The organism is Clostridium moniliforme, from assembly GCF_017873235.1.
Classification (GTDB): domain Bacteria; phylum Bacillota; class Clostridia; order Clostridiales; family Clostridiaceae; genus Clostridium; species Clostridium moniliforme.
Genome location: NZ_JAGGJZ010000001.1, coordinates 1 through 19,710, shown reverse-complemented (window position 1 = coordinate 19,710; position 19,710 = coordinate 1). Strand labels below are relative to the sequence as shown.

16 protein-coding genes are annotated in these 19,710 nt (G+C 24.6%); 1 reads left to right on the top strand and 15 read right to left on the bottom strand.

All coding sequences use genetic code 11. The annotated features are described in order from the left end of the window. Nucleotides 1-51: 51 nt before the first annotated feature. From hfq to J2Z53_RS00015, 14 genes are all read right to left on the bottom strand, one after another. Entirely contained in the window at nucleotides 52-294 is a 243-nt protein-coding gene (gene hfq, locus J2Z53_RS00080; RefSeq protein WP_209795179.1) for an RNA chaperone Hfq, read from the bottom strand. 49 nt (nucleotides 295-343) lie between these two features. Next, nucleotides 344-1,276: a tRNA (adenosine(37)-N6)-dimethylallyltransferase MiaA gene (gene miaA / locus J2Z53_RS00075; protein WP_209795178.1), complete on the bottom strand. Its 933-nt coding sequence runs from the start codon at nucleotides 1,274-1,276 to the stop codon at nucleotides 344-346. A gap of 15 nt (nucleotides 1,277-1,291) precedes the next feature. Next, nucleotides 1,292-3,259 (bottom strand): DNA mismatch repair endonuclease MutL, encoded by a 1,968-nt coding sequence (mutL, locus tag J2Z53_RS00070; RefSeq protein ID WP_209795177.1) that lies wholly within the window; start codon nucleotides 3,257-3,259, stop codon nucleotides 1,292-1,294. 13 nt (nucleotides 3,260-3,272) lie between these two features. After that, nucleotides 3,273-5,957: a DNA mismatch repair protein MutS gene (mutS, locus tag J2Z53_RS00065; RefSeq protein WP_209795176.1), complete on the bottom strand. Its 2,685-nt coding sequence runs from the start codon at nucleotides 5,955-5,957 to the stop codon at nucleotides 3,273-3,275. Nucleotides 5,958-6,252: 295 nt separating this feature from the next. After that, complete coding sequence (locus J2Z53_RS00060) at nucleotides 6,253-9,501, bottom strand: DEAD/DEAH box helicase (RefSeq protein ID WP_209795175.1); 3,249 nt, start codon at nucleotides 9,499-9,501, stop codon at nucleotides 6,253-6,255. Between the two features lie 113 nt (nucleotides 9,502-9,614). Next, nucleotides 9,615-10,979, bottom strand: coding sequence for a tRNA (N6-isopentenyl adenosine(37)-C2)-methylthiotransferase MiaB (gene miaB / locus J2Z53_RS00055; protein WP_209795174.1), 1,365 nt, complete (start codon nucleotides 10,977-10,979; stop codon nucleotides 9,615-9,617). 110 nt (nucleotides 10,980-11,089) lie between these two features. After that, nucleotides 11,090-11,947, bottom strand: a complete 858-nt coding sequence (locus J2Z53_RS00050) for a GNAT family N-acetyltransferase (RefSeq protein ID WP_209795173.1) — start codon at nucleotides 11,945-11,947, stop codon at nucleotides 11,090-11,092. Between the two features lie 62 nt (nucleotides 11,948-12,009). After that, on the bottom strand, nucleotides 12,010-13,917 hold the full coding sequence (locus tag J2Z53_RS00045; RefSeq protein ID WP_209795172.1) for a bifunctional 4-hydroxy-3-methylbut-2-enyl diphosphate reductase/30S ribosomal protein S1: 1,908 nt from the start codon (nucleotides 13,915-13,917) through the stop codon (nucleotides 12,010-12,012). 10 nt (nucleotides 13,918-13,927) lie between these two features. After that, complete coding sequence (gene cmk, locus J2Z53_RS00040; protein ID WP_209795171.1) at nucleotides 13,928-14,584, bottom strand: (d)CMP kinase; 657 nt, start codon at nucleotides 14,582-14,584, stop codon at nucleotides 13,928-13,930. 73 nt (nucleotides 14,585-14,657) lie between these two features. Next, nucleotides 14,658-15,872: a BaiN/RdsA family NAD(P)/FAD-dependent oxidoreductase gene (locus J2Z53_RS00035; protein ID WP_209795170.1), complete on the bottom strand. Its 1,215-nt coding sequence runs from the start codon at nucleotides 15,870-15,872 to the stop codon at nucleotides 14,658-14,660. 297 nt (nucleotides 15,873-16,169) lie between these two features. Next, on the bottom strand, nucleotides 16,170-17,069 hold the full coding sequence (locus tag J2Z53_RS00030; RefSeq protein ID WP_209795169.1) for a MurR/RpiR family transcriptional regulator: 900 nt from the start codon (nucleotides 17,067-17,069) through the stop codon (nucleotides 16,170-16,172). 137 nt (nucleotides 17,070-17,206) lie between these two features. Then, nucleotides 17,207-17,752: a tRNA (mnm(5)s(2)U34)-methyltransferase gene (locus tag J2Z53_RS00025; RefSeq protein ID WP_209795168.1), complete on the bottom strand. Its 546-nt coding sequence runs from the start codon at nucleotides 17,750-17,752 to the stop codon at nucleotides 17,207-17,209. Between the two features lie 23 nt (nucleotides 17,753-17,775). Continuing rightward, nucleotides 17,776-18,486 carry a pseudouridine synthase gene (locus tag J2Z53_RS00020; RefSeq protein ID WP_209795167.1) on the bottom strand — a complete coding sequence of 237 codons (711 nt, stop codon included), beginning with the start codon at nucleotides 18,484-18,486 and terminating at the stop codon, nucleotides 17,776-17,778. Between the two features lie 191 nt (nucleotides 18,487-18,677). Then, nucleotides 18,678-18,872: a hypothetical protein gene (locus tag J2Z53_RS00015; protein WP_209795166.1), complete on the bottom strand. Its 195-nt coding sequence runs from the start codon at nucleotides 18,870-18,872 to the stop codon at nucleotides 18,678-18,680. 138 nt (nucleotides 18,873-19,010) lie between these two features. Between J2Z53_RS00015 and J2Z53_RS00010 the strand changes: the two genes are divergently transcribed. Then, nucleotides 19,011-19,400: a PadR family transcriptional regulator gene (locus J2Z53_RS00010; protein WP_209795165.1), complete on the top strand. Its 390-nt coding sequence runs from the start codon at nucleotides 19,011-19,013 to the stop codon at nucleotides 19,398-19,400. Between the two features lie 22 nt (nucleotides 19,401-19,422). Here J2Z53_RS00010 and J2Z53_RS00005 read toward each other — a convergent pair. Beyond that, on the bottom strand, nucleotides 19,423-19,710 hold a 288-nt coding region (locus J2Z53_RS00005), incomplete at its 5' end, for a hypothetical protein (protein WP_209795164.1).

Genomic DNA, 19,710 nt, shown 5'->3' with positions numbered 1-19,710 from the left:
TATTCCTCCTATTTTAAACGCAAAAATAAATAGGCAACTAGTGCCTATTCATTAATCGTTATCTACTTCATTATTTACAAATAGAATAGGTGTTGCGGGAGTTATTGTTGTAACTGCATGTTTATAAACTAACATTTGCTTTCCATCACAATCTAGTACTACTGTAAAACTATCAAATCCCTTAACAAACCCTTTAAGTTTATATCCATTTGTAAGATATACTTCTACTGGAATTTTATTTTTCCTTGCACCATTTAAAAAAATATCTTGTAAATTATTTTGTTGTTTATTCATAAAATACCTCCACTTTAAATACCAATACACCATTAAATATATTATACAACTACTTCATATTAATGTCATTAATTATTTTGTCTACTATTTCTAAATCAGTTAGATTATCTTTATTTAAGAATATAACTCTAGTATCTCTTCTAAACCATGTCAATTGACGTTTAGCATAATTTCTTGATCCTTTCTTTATCATTTCTATAGCTTCATCTAAAGAAATTTTACCATCTAAATAGTATAACATTTCCTTATATCCAATTCCCTGCATTGATTGCATATCTGGAGTATATCCTTTTTCTTTTAACTTTAAACATTCTTCTTCTAATCCAGAATTAATCATAATATCTACCCTTTTATTAATTCTGGAATAAAGCTTTTCCCTATCCATTGTAAGAACATAATAATAAACTTCATATGGAGATTTATAAAAATCATCTCCAGCATTAAATGAACTAAAGGGTTTGCCTGTTAATTTAAATACTTCAAGGGCACGTATTACCCTTTTTCTATTGTTAGCATGTATTTCTTTATAACTTATAGGGTCTATATCCTTTAATAAATTATGGATATATTCATTTCCTTTTTCCTCAGCCATATCTTCTAAAAATTTTCTATATTTTTCATCTTTAGAGGCTTCAGTAAAATCCATATTACAAGTTAATGCATTTATATACATTCCAGTACCACCAGCTATTATTGGCAACTTATTTTTAGAATAAATTTTCTTAATAGCCTCTTCTCCTAAACTCTTGTAGTCGGCAGCTGAAAACTTAGTATCTGGATTTATTATATCAATCATATAATGTTTAATACCATCCATTTCCTCTTTAGTAACTTTTGCTGAACCTATATCCATATATTTATATATTTGCATTGAATCTGCTGATATTATTTCACCATTTAATTTTTTTGCAAGTTCTATTGATAAAGCTGTTTTTCCTACAGCTGTAGGACCACCTAGAACTAATATTTTTTGTTTTTTCATATGTGAAATCATCCTTTAAACTATTCTTCTAAATTTTTTTTCTAATTCATAATTAGTAAATTTTATAATTGTTGGTCTTCCATGTGGACAATGGAATGGATCATCTATAAATCTTAAATCCTCTATTAACTTTATCATTTCCTGTTCATTTAAGGTATCATTGCCTTTTACAGCTGACTTACATGCCATAGTTGCAATTTTATTGTATTTTATATCTACTGTTTTACCACTACCTAAATTTTTCAAATCATCAATTATACTTAAAAATAAAGTTTTAGGATCTAACTTTCCTAAAAAGTAAGGAACTTCCTTTAGCGCTAAAGTATTTCCGCCAAAACTTTCAATCTTAAACCCTGAATTTAAAAATACATCTTTATTTTCTTCATAAAAAGATAAATCATCAATAGTTAGTTCTAATAAAGTAGGTATTAACAATGGCTGAACTACTATAGTTCCTTCTTTTATATCCTTCATATATTTTTCAAATAATATTTTTTCATGGGCTGCATGTTGGTCTATAAGATATAGTACTTCATTAAACTCCCCTAATATATAAGTTTTATTAAATTGACCAATAATTCTAAGAGGAGGAAATTTTGCAACTTTTTCATTTATTGCATTATAATTAGTATTTTCTTTAGAAACACTATTTTTTTCAAATTTATCATTAATATCTTTATTATAAATTATAGAGTGATTATCATTAGACTCTTTAATAACATCATTATAATTTAAATTATAATCATTAGAAGAATTAGTTTCATTACTATAAACCTTTATATCTTTATTATTTAACTTTTCTTTAAGTTTATTTAATTCTTCTTTTTCTTCTATTATTGCCTTTGAAAAATCTTCCATATTATTAATTTTTTGATTTTTTTCAAAGGAGTTAAATTTAACTTTATCTTCTTGAAATACTAAATCCATTTCAATATTTTTATGACTTTCTTCAGTGTAAGTAGTTTCTTCTTCTGGAAGCTTAAATTCATTAAAAACACTTTCTTTAAGAGCGCTGTGGACTGCATCAAATACTGCCTTAAATACTATTCTATCATCTTTAAACTTAATTTCAGCCTTAGTTGGATGAATGTTTACATCTAGATACTGTGGATATATATTTATAAATAAAACAAAAAAAGGAAACTTATTTACTGTACTAAAGGATTTAAAAGCATTTTCTACAGCTGCTACTAAAGTTTTATTTTTTATATACCTTCCATTTACAAAAATACTTTGGTTATTTCTAGATCCTCTAGCTATATCTTCTTTTCCAATAAACCCACTTATAGAAATAATATCTCTATCACCTTTAAAACTAATTAAGTTGTCACTTATCTTCTTACCATATATAGCTCTTAAAACATCTTTTATATTACCACTGCCAAATGTATTTAAGACTTTTTTACCGTTATTATATAATTTAAAACTAATATTAGGATTAGCAATTGATATTCTATTTAATATATCATTTATTATAGAACCTTCTCTAGTAAAGGTCTTTAAAAACTTCTTTCTAGCTGGAACATTAAAAAATAAATCTCTAACTTCAATTGTAGTTCCATTATTACATCCACAATCTTTCTCTTCTAATATTTCTCCACCTTCAATTGAAATTTCACGTCCAAAGTCACTTTCATTAGTTTTAGTTTTTAAGTTAACTTTAGAAACAGAAGCTATTGAAGCTAATGCTTCCCCTCTAAAGCCTAAAGTATTTATTGTAAATATGTCTTCAATTGATTTAATTTTACTTGTTGCATGAGGTAAAAATGCTTTTTTAATGTCATCTTTGTGTATACCATTTCCATCATCAATAATTTTTATTAAAGAGCATCCTCCCTCTTCAATTTCAACAGTAATATTTTTAGAACCTGCATCAATACTATTTTCTACTAATTCTTTTACAACAGAGGAAGGCCTTTCAACAACTTCCCCCGCTGCAATTTTATTTGATGTATTTTCATCTAATAGGTTTATTCTATTCAAGAATTATCACCTCCTAGTTTAACTTTTTAGCATCACTAACTAGTTTATAAAGCTTATTCATAGCTTCAAGAGGATTTAAACTTAATATATCAACTTCTGAAAGTTCTTTTATAAGATTTTCCTTTTCCATAAATGTAAAATCTATTTGCATATCACTTTCTTTTACTATAGATTCTTTTATTTCTTCCTTTTTTATTTCAGGTTTTGAACTATTATCTATAGATACTTCATCACTAATAGCTTCTACTTTTTCTATTTTATTTTGATCTAAATCTTTTTCCTCATTTAGCCTATTAGTATTAGTTCCTTCAAGTTCATTTAATATTTCTCTAGCTCTACTTATAACATCTTCAGGAAGTCCTGCAAGCTTTGCAACTTCAATACCATAGGATTCATCTGCTCCACCTTCTATAATTTTTCTTAAGAAAATTATAGTATTATCTAACTCTTTTACAGCAACAGAATAATTTTTAACCCCACCTATTTTTCCTTCAAGCTTTGTTAATTCGTGATAATGGGTTGCAAATAATGTTTTACATTTTAAGTTATTATTTTTTGATATATATTCAATAACAGACCAAGCTATACTTAATCCATCATAAGTTGAAGTACCTCTTCCAACTTCATCTAATAAAACCAAACTATTTGAAGTTGCATTTTTTAAGATATTTGATACTTCCCACATTTCTACCATAAATGTAGATTTTCCTCCAGCTAAGTCATCAGATGCACCTATTCTTGTAAAAATTTTATCACATATTGAAATATTAGCACTCTTTGCTGGAACAAAGGAACCAATTTGAGCCATTAATGTAATTAAGGCTACTTGTCTCATATAAGTTGATTTACCAGCCATATTAGGTCCTGTTATTAGAAGTAATCTATTATCATCTTTATTTAGTAAAGTATCATTAGATACAAATTCTCCTCTTCCAATTACCTTTTCAACTACTGGATGTCTTCCTTCTTTAATATTTATAATTCCTTCTTCATTTACTATTGGTTTAACATAATCATTTTCAAGAGCAATTAATGCTAAAGTAGATAAAGAGTCTAAGTTACCTATTATTTTAGCACTTCTTTTTAATCTTGCAATTTCATTTGAAACTTTATTTCTAATATCTAGGAATATAGAATATTCAAGATTAATTAGTTTTTCTTCTGCACCTAAAATTTTATCTTCCATTTCCTTTAGTTCTTGAGTTATAAATCTTTCTGAATTTGCAAGAGTTTGTTTTCTTATATACCTTCCCTCAGGTATTGATGAATAATTTGCTTTTCTTATTTCAATGTAATATCCGAATACTTTATTGTAACCAACCTTTAATGACTTTATTCCAGTAAATTCTCTTTCACTGTTTTCTAAAGAAGCAATCCATTCCTTTCCATGAAGTTTTGCACGTCTAAGTTCATCAACTTCAGGTGAATATCCATCTTTAATTATATTTCCTTCTTTTACACTTATAGATGGATCATCTAATATAGACTTACATAATAGTTCTTTTAAATCTTCTAATACATCTAAGTTTTCATAATAATCTTTTAATATATCTGAAGAAGTTTTTGATAATATTTCTTTTATGTATGGAAGTTTACTTAAAGAAGTTCTAAGAGATACCATATCCTTTCCATTAACATTTCCATTTGCTATTTTACCAACTATTCTTTCTATATCGTATATATCCTTAAGGGCAGTTTTTATATCTTCATTTAATTCAATAGATAAGTAAAGCTCCTCTACTCCATTTAATCTTCTTTCTATTTCTTGTTTAGATATAAGAGGTTCATCTATCCATTTTCTTAAAACTCTTCCTCCCATAGAAGTAGATGTTTTATCCATAACCCAAAGAAGAGAACCTTTTTTACTTTTTTCTCTTATACTTTCAGTAAGTTCTAAATTTCTTCTAGAGTTACCATCTATTGTCATATAATTTACAATACTATATCTTTCAATAAAATTTATATTTGCAAGACTAATTTTTTGAGTTTCAAAAATATATTTTAAAAGTATTTTACAAGCTGTTTTACTTTCATCACTTAACTCTAAAATTGAGTTTTCTCCAAATTGTTCTACTAAGTTCTCATCAGTAACTTTAAAATTATTTAAATCTTTTTTTGTTAAAAGTGCATTAGTATATCCTTCTAGTTCATTAATAAATTTCTCATTAGTATTTATATCTATAATTATTTCTTTTGGATTTACTTTTGTTATTTCATCAAATAAAGTACTCTTTAAAGAAGTAAAGGATGTTGTTTTAAATTCACCAGTACTTATATCAGTAAGAGCAAGACCTATATTATTGCTTCCTTCATAAATTGCTAAAAGATAAGTATTAGAATCATTCTCATTATTACCATCAACATAAGTTCCTGGAGTAATTACCTTTATTACATCCCTTTTTACTAAGCCCTTTGCAACACTTGGATCTTCTACCTGTTCACATATTGCAACTTTATAACCTTTATTAATAAGTCTTGATATATATGATGCAGAGGCATGGAATGGAATACCACACATTGGAGCTCTTTCTTCTAACCCACAATCTCTACCTGTTAAAACTAATTCTAATTCTCTAGATGCAGTTTTTGCATCATCAAAGAACATTTCATAAAAATCTCCTAATCTAAAAAATAATATACAATCATTATATTTATCCTTTATTTCAAAGTATTGTTTCATCATAGGGGTTAAACCCATATATGTTCACCTCACTTAACCTTTTTAAATTAACCCTTTCAAATAAAGGGTTAAACAAATTTTAATATAGTTTATAATCAAATAAAATTTATATATTATAATTATCGTAATTCTTAATAACTTTTTTCATCAAAAATTTTATATATACTTATTGAAGTATAACATAAAATTTTAATTGAATAAACTATAAGCATCTTATAATAAATGAACAAAATTATCACTATAAATCAACTTTCATAATCGTAAAAAAAGAGCTATATACTAATTTAATGTAGTACATAGCTCCTATTAATATTTAATCCCTATCAAATAATTTAAATATTGTATCTTTTGAAAGATTACTAAAAGCCATATTACTTAAAGAATCTTCTCCAATTAAATTTTCAATAACTTCTTTTTTCTTTTCTTGAAGATTTATTATTTTTTCTTCAATAGTTCCTTCTGAAATTAACTTTATAACTTCAACAACACTTTTTTGTCCTATTCTATGGGCTCTATCAGTAGCCTGTTCTTCAACTGCTGGATTCCACCATGGATCAAAATGTATAACTATATCTGCACTTGTAAGATTTAAACCTGTTCCTCCTGCTTTTAAAGAAATTAAAAATATATTAGTTAAGTCATTGTTAAATTTATTTACTAATTCCTGTCTTTTTGATGATTTAATAGAACCATCTATATAATAATAACTTAAATTATTAGCGTTTAGTAATTCTTTAATTTTTGATAATACAGAAGTAAACTGAGAAAATATAAGTACTTTATGATTATTTTCTATCATATCATTTAAAATTTCCATTAACGCTTCAAACTTTCCACTTCCACCTGTATAATTTTCCATAACTAAAGATGGATCTAAACATATTTGTCTAAGCTTAGTTATATATGATAATATTTCAATTTTACTCTTATTAAATTCATCATTTTGAACTTTATCTTCAATAATATCATTTACATATTTGGCATAACTTGCATATACCTTTTTTTGTTCTCTTGTCATATCTATACTTATTACTTTTTCAATTTTATCTGGTAATTCACTTAATACATCTTTTTTCAATCTTCTAAGTATAAAAGGAGATATTAACATTTGAAGCTCTTTAATAATAACCTCGTCTTCTTCTAAGGCTCTATTATAGCGTGAATTAAATCTATCTTTACTATATAAAAATCCTGGCATTATAAAATCAAAAATTGACCAAAGCTCCATTAAATTATTTTCCATTGGTGTTCCTGTTAATGCAAATTTGCTTTTAGCGTTTATTTTTTTACAGGCTTTAGTATTTTTAGCTAATGGATTTTTAATATACTGAGCTTCATCTAAAAAGCAAATATCAAAGTATATTTTATCATATAATAAAATATCTATTCTTAATAAATTATATGTAGTTAATATTACATCGTATTTATCAATATTTTTAATTAACTCACATCTTGATTTTTTACTTCCATTTACAATTGCAACTTTTAAATTTGGAGCAAATTTTAAAAATTCATCTCTCCAATTATATATTAAAGAAGTTGGAGCAACAATTAATGATTTTGAACCTTTATTTGATAAAATAAAACTTATAGCTTGTATTGTCTTACCAAGTCCCATTTCATCCCCAAGAATACCTCCAAAACCTAAGGAGTATAAATCATTAAACCATTTTAAACCACTTATTTGATAATCTCTAAGGTCTGCCTTTAAATCCTTTGGAACTAAAGTTTTACTAGATGATATATTTTCTAATTTTTTAGTTATATCCTTTAGTAAGTTGCTTCCATTAAAGTCTCCAAACAATTTATTTAATTTAAAATTAGCATAAATTGCTTTATTTGTACTAAATTCCACTTCATTTGTATGTATTTTCTCTTCGCTTAATGTATCAATAATTCTTAAAAGTTCTTTATTTTGAATTTCTTCTAAATCAATAAATTCTCCATTTTCTAGTCTATAATATTTTTTATTATCTTTAAAACTTTTTAAAATATTATAAAATTCTTCTTCTGAAATATTTGATACAGAATATCTAAAATTAAAATAGTTTTCTTTTCCTCTTCTTACATCTACATTAAATTTATTTTTATCTAATGAAACAATACCTTTAAATTTTTCAGAATAAAATACCTCTCCAATATCTTGAATAATATTTATATTGTTTTTAAAAAAATCAAATATATATTCGTCTTCTTTATAGAAAGTAAATATATTACTATTATCAATTCTTTCTATACCAAGATTTTTTAATAAATTTAATACTTCCTCTTCTTTTTTAGTATCCCTATAAATAAACTTATCTTTTATACTATCAAATATATTAAATTCAAATTCTCCATAAACAACATTTAACTTTAATATTATTGAGGTTTCTCTATCAAAATAAAATTTAAATTTAACTGAAGAGACAACTATATTTTTAGAAATACTTTTATCTAATATTACTGTATTTGAAACTTTTCTTAAATTTGGAATAAGTTCTTTATACACTCTATCCTTTTGGTGTTCTAAAAATTTAATTTCATCTGTATTTAAAAATACTTTAATAAAGTTAGATAACTTTTCACATTGATTCATAGATGGAAGATATATTATTGTATCATACAAAAATACATCACCATTTCCGCTTAAATCTTCTGGCATTCCTCTTAAAAGCTTTAACTTAATATTGTTATTTTTTTCTGATAATTCAATTGGAAGAGGAATATCCTCCTCTATAATTTCACTTTCAATTTTTCTAGCATAAAAACCATTATTTAAATAAACCCTATTATTTTTAATAATTTCAAAAAAGTTTCTAATTATACCATTTGGTATCCAAATTTCTTTACCATTTACATATCTATCTTGACTTCTTTTAAAATTATTTGAGTTTATATCTATATTTTTTAAAACTTCAATAAATTTAAATAATCGTATATCTTCATAAGATAGTTTTTGCTTTTTAATATCAAAGGTGAAATCTTTACTATATTTAATTGGAACTTCATTATATTTATTAACTAAAAACATATTTATATCTTTAATTAAATACATTTTTGAAGGTTTTATACCTATTCTAAATTCAGCACCAATTTTATTTGACCAGGAATTTTTATTTATATAAACATCAATTCTTAAATTATCTTTATAGTTATCACCTAATAAAATATCTAATGTATCTATAGAATTTTTTGACTTAAATTTATTATCTATATTGGTATTTAATTGTTTCTTTAAAAGTTCATCATCACTAAGTTTCTCTAAAAATCTATAAAAGGATGCACACAAATGTTTACATACATAATTATGTTTAGTAATTTCGTTTTTTTCAAAATCTTTGCAAGTGCATTTTGTATTTAAAACTTCATATGTGTTTGAATTTATAACAATATTACAATTATATTTACTATAAAGATTTTCTGAAATAACACTTGTATCTATAGTAATTTCTCCAGTACTTTCAGAAAAAGAATAATTTATATCTTCAATTAAATCATTGTTTAAAACTCTCATGCCATCAGAAAGATTTCTAGTGATAACACTTTTATTAAAACCTTCTATAAAATTCTGCTTAATCATTAATTTTTCACCCTCATTATATAATCATATCCATAGAATAAGCTAAAATTTAATTATATGCAAGATTTATAAAATTAAAGGATAGCTTATTTTTAGCTATCCTTTATATATTATTAAACTAATTCACCTATTAATGAAAAAGGTTGTGCTCTAACTATTTTTAAGTTAACTAATGTGCCAACTAATGATTCATCACCTGAGAAATTAACTAATCTTCCATTTCTAGTTCTTCCCATTAATTTTGTTTCATCATTTTTACTAGGACCTTCAACTAATACCTCTACTATTTTACCTTCATATTTTTTGTTTCCAGCAATAACATTTTTATTTACAGCTTCAACAAGTCTATTAAATCTTTCATGTTTAACATCATCTGGAACTTGATTTTCCATTCTATCAGCTGGAGTATGGTTTCTTCTTGAATATATAAAAGTAAAGGCTGAATCATAACCTACTTCATTTACTAAGCTTAATGTATCTTCAAAATCTTCTTCTGTTTCTCCAGGGAAACCTACAATAATATCTGTTGTTATTGCTACATCTGGAATTTCCTTTTTGATTTTATTAATTAAATACATATATCTTTCTCTATCATAATGTCTATTCATTTCTTTTAATATTCTATCTGATCCACTTTGAACTGGTAAATGTACTTGTTCACAAAGCTTATCACATTCTTTTATTGCAGTTATTACATCTTCATTTAAATCTTTAGGATGAGAAGTCATAAATCTAACTCTCTCTAAACCACTAACTTCATTTATCATTCTAAGTAACTTTGCAAAATCTACATCTTCTTCTAAGCCTTTTCCATAAGAATTAACATTTTGACCTAAAAGAGTAACTTCCTTATATCCTTTAGCTACAAGATCATTAACTTCCTTTAATATGTCAGAAGGTTTTCTACTTCTTTCTCTACCTCTAACATAAGGAACTATACAGTATGTACAAAAGTTATTGCAGCCATACATAATTGTTACATAAGCTTTAACAGAACTTTCTCTGTCTACTGGAATTCCTTCAATTATTTCAGTTTCTTTATCAAATATCTCTTTAACTTGTACCCCTTCAGTTTTAACTCTATGTAAATATTCAGGGAATTTATATGAATTGTGAGTACCAAAAATAATATCTACAAATGGGAAAGTTTTTAATATTTTATCTGCCATTCCCTTTTGTTGCATCATACAACCACATATACCAATTATTAAGTCTGGATTTTCTGCCTTACGCTTTTTTAAGGCTCCTAAGTTTCCAAAAACCTTATTTTCAGCATTTTCTCTTACACAACATGTATTAAAAATTATTATTGAAGCATCATCTATATTTTCTGTTCTTGTATATCCTATTCTTTTAAGCATTCCAGAAAGTTTTTCTGAGTCTTCTTCATTCATTTGACATCCAAATGTAGAAATGAAAAAGTGTTGTCCTTTATTTTTTTCTATGTTATTTTCAATATTTTTTATATCAAAATTCATTCCGTTTCCTCCAAAATATAATATGTTTTATAATATACTTTAAACATTATAGCATATATAGTATAAAAATAAAAAGATTAGGTTATTAAAACTTAATCTTTTTATTTTTATTATGATTTTATCCAAGTTGTATAATAACCAAGGAACTTAAAACCTATTTTATTATAAAGATTTAATGCTTTATAATTTTCATAATCAACTCTAATATATAGATCTTTTATATTTAAATTATAAGCCATATTTACAAGATAATTTAGAAAATATTCTCCGTATCCTAGCCCACGATACTCTTTTAATACTCCAAAATTAACAATCATATACATATTTTTATTATATACAATTTGTCCATAACCTATTTCCTTATTATCTAATAACATAAATATGCATAAATCTTTTTTATAAAATTCTTGTTTTTCTTCATATTTTATATCTTTTATTTCAAGAGGAATTCTATCATTACTATAAAAAATATTGTTTTGCAAATTACAACGAAGTGTTTCATCAGCATTCTTTTTAAAAGTTCTAAAAGAAATTCTCTTGTTTTCATATATTTTATGAAAATATAATATATCTAAATGTAATAATTTAGTTGTCTTTCTTCTTTTAAAATCATTTTGCAAAACAATTTTTTTTGTTAATTCATCTTCATATACTTGATAAATTAAAATTTTATTTTTAAATTTATTAAAATCTTTTATAGTTACATAATCTAAGAAATCTTCTTTTATATATAAATCATTTATTACTATAGTATCAATTGTAATAAAGTCATAATAAATATATCCAATATATTTATCATCTAATAAAATAAGAGTAATTTTATTTTTATAAAAAAATTTTTTTATAAAGTTTAATTTGTTATAAATTTCTACTATATTACATCTATAATTATTAATTTTAGAAAATTCATCTACTAATTCAATTAAGCTAGAGAAATTTTTACTATTTAATTTCTCGTAATATATCATATAAAAATATCCACCCCATAAATTATTGTAAAATAACCCCTATTACTAGGGGTTATAAAATATTAAACGTCTTTAATGCTTAAGCTTATTCTTTTATTTTCTTCATCTACTGATAATATTTTTGCTTTAATTTCTTGACCTACTGTTAGTATATCTCCAGGATTATCTATTCTATCATGGCTTATTTTAGATATGTGAACTAATCCATCTACACCTGGTTCTAGTTCAACAAATGCACCAAAATCATTTATTCTAACTACTTTTCCAAGAACTATTGATCCTTCTGGATATTTTTCTTTAGCATTTTGCCATGGTTCTGGAGTAAGTTCTTTTATACTAAGAGATAATTTCTTACTATCTTTATCTAGTTCTATAACCTTAACATCAATTATATCTCCACTTTTTAAATAATCTTCTGCTCTTTTTACATGATTCCATGATATTTGTGATAAATGAATTAATCCATCTACCCCATTAACCTCTGCAAAGGCACCGAAATTTGTAAATCTTTTTACTTCAGCCTTTACAATATCTCCAACTTTTAATGAGCTTAGAACTTTCTCTTCATTAGCGTTTTTTTCTTCTTCTTGAACTATTCTTCTTGAAGCTACTACTCTTGAAGGGTTTTCCTTATTAAAATCTATTAATTTTACAACTAATGTTTGACCTTTGTAAATATCCTTATCATTAACAAATTTTATATCTATTTGTGATGCAGGAACAAATATTCTTATTCCTTTATAATATCCAACTAATCCTTTTTCTTTAATTTCAGAAATTTTTAATTCAAAGGTTTCATTGTTTTTAAATAAATTTTCTAAATCATTTATAGTTTCTTCTTTCTCATACTCTAGTCTTGATAAAACAACAAAACCATTTTCATTGTTAAGTTTAACAACTTTAGCCTTTATTACATCACCAATATTTAATTTTTCTGAATATTTTTTTGGATCAGCCTTTGCTGTTAATTCTTTAAAAGGAATTATTCCATCTGACTTGTATCCAATAAGTGATACAACAACTTCATCTCTTCCTATTGATAAAATTTCACCTTCAATTTCATCACCTATATGAAATCTTTTATCCATTTCATTCATTAATTGTAATTGTTCATCATTAATGTTGTTTTCACTTTGCATAATATTAATAACCTCCCTAATTATCCAATCCGGTGTTGAAGCACCAGCTGTAATTCCTATCTTTTTAAAATTTTTATTATTTATAAAATTATGTGGCAATTCTTTAGAATTTTCAATATGAATTGTATTTTCACAATTTGTTTTAGAAATTTGATAAAGTTTAGTTGTATTAGAACTATTTTTACCTCCTATAACAATCATTGCATCTACTTCATTTGATAATTCATAAGCACTTTTTTGTCTCACTTCTGTCGCAGAACAAATTGTATTAAATGTAATAAGATCATCAGTTATTTTGGATAAGTTATTAACTGTGTTCTTCCAATTTGCTTCCTTTTCAGTAGTTTGTGAAACAGCACATATTTTATTTGGAATTTCTTTTTTAAATTCTCCATCTGGTGTAATTATAGCTTTATTTTCACACCACCCATTTATACCTATTACTTCTGGGTGATTTTTATCACCAAGTATAACTATATTATACCCATCTCCAGAATATTTTTTTACTTTTTTTTGTATGTTAGTAACAAATGGGCAAGTTGCATTTATAACCTCAAAGCCTTTTTCTTCTAAGTTTTTAATTACATCTTCTGGAACCCCATGAGATCTTATTACAATAACATCTCCACTTTTCAATTTATCTATATTATTATAGTCAATAGCATAAATATCATTTTTTTCTAAATATTTAACTACATCATTATTGTGAATTAATGGACCTAATGTATATATTCTTTTATTATAATTTTTCTTAATTTGAAGTGATTTTTCAACTGCTCTTTGTACCCCAAAGCAGAATCCAGCATTTTCAGCTAATATAATCTCTTTCATAAATTTTCTCCTAATTAAGTTTAGATCTTATAAAATCATTAATTTTATTTGTAACTTCTTTAATATTTAAACCTGTTGTATCAATTTCAACTGCATCAGAAGCCTTTCTTAGAGGATCTGTCTCCCTTGTACTATCTTCATGATCTCTTCTTATTATATCTTTTAAAATTTCATCATAAGAACAAGCGATATTTCTATTTACTAATTCTGTATATCTTCTTTCAGCTCTTTCTTCTGGAGTTGCTGTTAAAAAAATTTTAAACTTTGAATCTTTTAATACAACAGTTCCTATATCCCTACCATCCATTATAACATTATATTTATTGGACATGTCTCTTTGTAATTTCACTAAAAGCTTTCTTACTTCTGGAATTGATGCATAAGCAGAAACTATACTGCTAATTTCTGGCATAGTTATTTTAGATTGAATATTTTCACCATTTAAAATTAAATCATCATTTTCAAAATGCATTTCCATATTAGATATTAAATTACATATTTCTTCTTTATTTTCAGGAGTTAATCCTTTTTCTGATGATTTAAGTGCAACTGCTCTATACATAGCACCAGTATTTATATACATTAAATTAAACTCTTTAGCAACAAGTTTAGCTATTGTACTTTTACCTGCTCCCGCTGGTCCATCTATTGCAACTGATATTTTCAAATTATTTTCCACCTTTCTAAATTAACAACTATAAATCTAATTATATAATTTTATTCATTTTATAACAAGCATTTTAAAGATTACTTCCAGCTACATATCCAGTAGACAATGCTATTTGAACATTATAACCACCTGTAAATGCATCAACATCTATAACTTCTCCCGCAAAAGATAAATTATCAATTATTTTACTTTTCATAGTTGATGGATCTATTTCTTTAGTATCTACTCCTCCTGCTGTAACAATAGCTTCTTCAATAGGTCTTAATCCATCTACAGTTAATTCTAATTTTTTTATTATTGAAACTAATTTTTTTCTTTCATCTTTAGTTATTTCATTAACTTTCTTATTCTCATCTATATTAGATAATTTTATTATTACTGGTATAAGTTTTTTTGGCAATAAATCATCTAAAGAATTTTTGAAATTCTTATTTATATACTTTTTAAAGTCTTTTTGCACTCTAATATCTAATTCTTTTTGATCTAAAGCAGGTTTTAAATCAATTGATATTTTATAAGATTTATTTTCTTTTATGAATCTACTACCACTTAAAACTAACGGACCTGAAATTCCAAAATGAGTAAATATCATCTCTCCAAAATCTTTAAAAACTTTTTTATCATTCTCGTATATAGTAAGTTCAATGTTTTTAAGAGATAATCCCATTAATTCTTTAACTAGATTCTCCTTAATTTCTATTGGAACTAAAGATGGTTTTAAAGGTTCAATTTTGTGTCCAAGTTCCTTTGAAAACTTCTGACCTTCTCCCCTTGAACCAGTTAGTGGATAAGAGGCCCCACCTGTAGCTATAATAAAATAATCACCATTTATTATATTTTCATTATTTGTTTCAACACCTATTATTTTATTATTTTCTTTTAATATTTTTGTTACTCTATTATTTAAAAGTACTTTTATATTACATCTTGATATAGCATTAGATAATCCACGAATTATATCTGATGATTTATCTGAATTTGGGAATACCCTTCCCCCTCTTTCTACTTTTAACTTAATTCCTTCATTTTCAAAAAAATTAATTGTATCTTCATTAGTAAAAGTATACAAAGAACTATATAAAAAGTATGGATTTCCTGGAATAAAATTAAAGAACTCTGAAATGTCTTTACTATTTGTTACATTACATCTTCCCTTACCTGTAATAAATAGTTTTTTTCCTAATCTATCATTACCATCTATTAAAATTACTTCATTATTTTTACTTGCAGTTATTGCTGCCATCATTCCAGCAGGTCCAGCTCCTATAACTACTACTTTTTTCATTTAATCAGCTCCTTAATTTATAAGAGATATCTATAATTTTAACTAAATACTAACTTTTTTTATTATTTTGTTATTAGTATTAAAAATTTAATTAAGGCATATAGTAAAACTAAAATTTAAATAAGTCTAAAATTAAATTTAAAAAAAGACACCTTATTATTAAAACAATTGTACTACAGTCATAAAAAAAAGTTAACTAAATAAATATAATATTTTTTAAATTTAACACCAAAACTCCATATTTTTCTACATTTAACATTAGTTTTCCAAATAAAAAAAGTGTGTATAAAATACACACTAATTATCATGATCTCCAATAGTTTTATTATTTATTTGATATATATTATAATCTTGCCAAATTTCTTCTAATGAACAAAATGTATTTGCAATGTTTTCTTTTTCTCTCATTCCTACTGCTATAATTAAAGCATTTACAAGTGATAGCGGCGCAACAAGTGAATCAACAAATGATGCCATATTACTTTGAGCAATTAATGCTAAATCTGCCTTTGCAGCTAAGGGAGAAATTAAACTATCTGTTAAAGCAACAACTGTAGCTCCTTTATTTTTAGAAAAATCTAAAGCATCAATTGTTTTTGAAGCATATCTTGGAAAACCAATTCCAATTACTAAATCTCCTTCTTTAACATTTATCATTTGTTCAAATATATCTGATATACCATAACTAACAGTTCTTACATTTTGTAGAATTATATTTAAATAAAATCCTAAAAATTCTGCTATTGCCGTTGAACTTCTAAGTCCTAGTATATATATATTATTTGCCTTAAAAATTTCATTAACTACTTCTTCAAATATGTTAGGATTAATTTTTTCAAGAGTTGCTCTAATGTTTTCAATATCAGCCTTTAAAACTCCTTTTAAAGCGTCTCCATCAGAAATATATTCATTAGAAAGTTCTAATCTTTGTACAGTAGTAAGTTTATTTTTAATTAGTTCTTGAAGTGCTTTTTGAAGTTTAGGATATCCACTAAATCCTAATTCATTAGCAAACCTTACAACTGTTGATTCGGATACTCCGACAGATGTTCCAAGTTTTGCTGCGGTCATAAATGCAGCTTTATCATAATTATTTAATATATATTCTGCAATAAGTTTTTGACCTTTACTAAGTCTTTGGAATTTTATTTGAATTAATCTCATTAAATCTTTGTTATCATTAAAATCTTTATCCATGTACTATCTACCCACTTTGCAATCTTTTGTAAACATATTTTATCATTTAATGATATTTTTTTCAATATAAATTTCATATTTGAAATTTACAATAAAAATAATATATATTTTTAAAATTAAATTTAATCAATATAATTTTAGTTATTTTTTTCGATAATTACTAGCATTGGAGCAGTTTTACTTCTATTTAAAAACTTATGTAGCATAACTCCATATTCTTTTTTAGAAAGATTTTCAACATAATCTAATATGCAAGTTTTTTCTTTTTGACCTTCATCATGTCCAGTATATATGCATATTGTCATTATTCCACCTTTATTAAGAAGTTCTAAACCTTTCTCTATACTTTTTATAGAAGTATCATGCATAGTTGTAATTTCTTTGGAAGCTCCAGGTAAAAAACCAAGATTATACATAATACAATCAACATTTTCTTTTATATATGTATCAAACTTATCATGAGAATCACATATAACTATGACATTATCTTTTTCTTTACTAGAATAATTGTTGCAAGGCTCTTTTTGTATATCAAAACTATATACTTTTTTAAAATTATCTGATAAGAAATCACTATCATGTCCATTTCCCAATGTTCCATCTATTGCAATATTTTTATTTTTTAAAAATTTATCTATTATATAATGAGAAAGTTCACTTATATCTCCTACGTAATTAAACATACTATAATTAACACCTCTTAATATTATAAAGAATTTATGTAATCTAACTCTTCTTTAGTTAGATTTCTAAATTCTCCTTTTTTTAAATAACCTAACTTTATTTTTCCAATAGCTACTCTCTTTAAACTTATTACATTATGATTAAAAGAAGAACACATTTTTCTTATTTGTCTATTTTTGCCTTCATGAATAGTAATTTCTACTGTAGATAAATTATTTTCAAAAGAAATTTCTCTTATATTAGAGGTTGCAGTAATATATCCTCCTATATCAACTCCATTTCTAAAAGTTTCCATCTCTTTTTCAGTAAATCTTCCATTTACTACAGCTATATATTTCTTATCAAGTTTAACTCTTGGATGTATTATTTTATTATATATTTCACCATCATTTGTTAGTAGTAATAAACCTGAACTGTCATAATCTAATCTTCCTATTGGAAATATTCTTTCTTTTATATTAACTAAATCTAATATTGTCTTTCTTCTTTTTTCATCTTTTAAAGATGTTATGTAACCTTCAGGTTTATTTAAAATTATATAAACTTTATTTTCTTCTTTTGAAATCAATTTTCCATCAAATTTAATAATATCTTTATTAGGGATTACTTTAGTACCTAATTCAGTTATTATATTTCCATTTACAGTAACTCTTCCATTTAAAATTAATTCTTCACATTTTCTTCTAGATGCCACACCACATGATGCCATATATTTTTGTAATCTTTCCTCCATTATAATCCTCCAAATTATTGTTCTTATATGATTATATATATTAATTTAATATTTTACAATGCTAATAAAATTCACTTATTATATTATGTTGTTAGTTAAGTTTAGTGTATACATATAATTAATTATAAAATCTTATGAGTGATAAAGACTCATATTTTTGATTCTTTATCACTCACTACTTAACTAATATACTAGAAAAACCATCCTCCACTTAAAAATAATAACCATAGTAAAGGATTAGAACAACCACAATTATTATTAAAGCCACGATTATATGAGCAGCAGCCTCTATTATATCTTCTATTAAAACAACAATTATTATTGCAATAATCATTACAACAATTGTTACAACAACATGAGTTACATCTATGATGTCTTCTTGACATGTTTATCAACTCCTTATCTTTTGTTAATATATACTATTCTCCAAATTAATTTTTGTGTTACTTATTTGTGCTTATTTACCATTAGATATTATTAAAGTATAATTAAATTAAATAGTTTTATTTTAAAGGAGAAGTTTTATGAATAAAAGAAATCGTATTGTAGCTCCAAGAAATGTTGTAAATACAAAAATGTTATATATGCTTTATATATTAAAAGAACTTGCAAAAGGTGAAGTTGTTTTTGGAAATAAAATACTAACAGATTTTAAAGATATGTTTGATTGTTCTACTATGCCATTTCCAGTTTCATCAAGTACAATATATGAAAGTTTATATGAGCTAGAAGAACGAGAATATGTCATATCAAAATGGAGTGGTGAAGATATATCAAATAAAAGAAGCAAAAAAATCTATTCTATTACAGATAGAGGTTTAGCTTTTTTAAATTCTAATTTAAGTGAATATATATTAAATTTAGATAAAACAAAATCAACTCTTGATAAATTAAAAAAAATGTTATTAAAATAAAAAGAGGCATTTAAGCCTCTTTTTATTTTATAAAATTAGATAAAATTTTATTTATTATAAAATTAATTACTATAATACTTAATACCTCAAATATTAAAAATATAAAGACTTTATTAAAACTAAGAAATCCAGTTGATCTAAAGATCATATCTTCAAAAACAAATAATCCAAAACTTACAATCAATACTGATAAAAATATTGATATTACATATTTTGATCTTTTAAATATAAAAAAATTTGATATATTTTCTATTCTAATAATTTTATTTATTCTTTTTGTAATAAACAAAATTATTATTGAAACAATTAT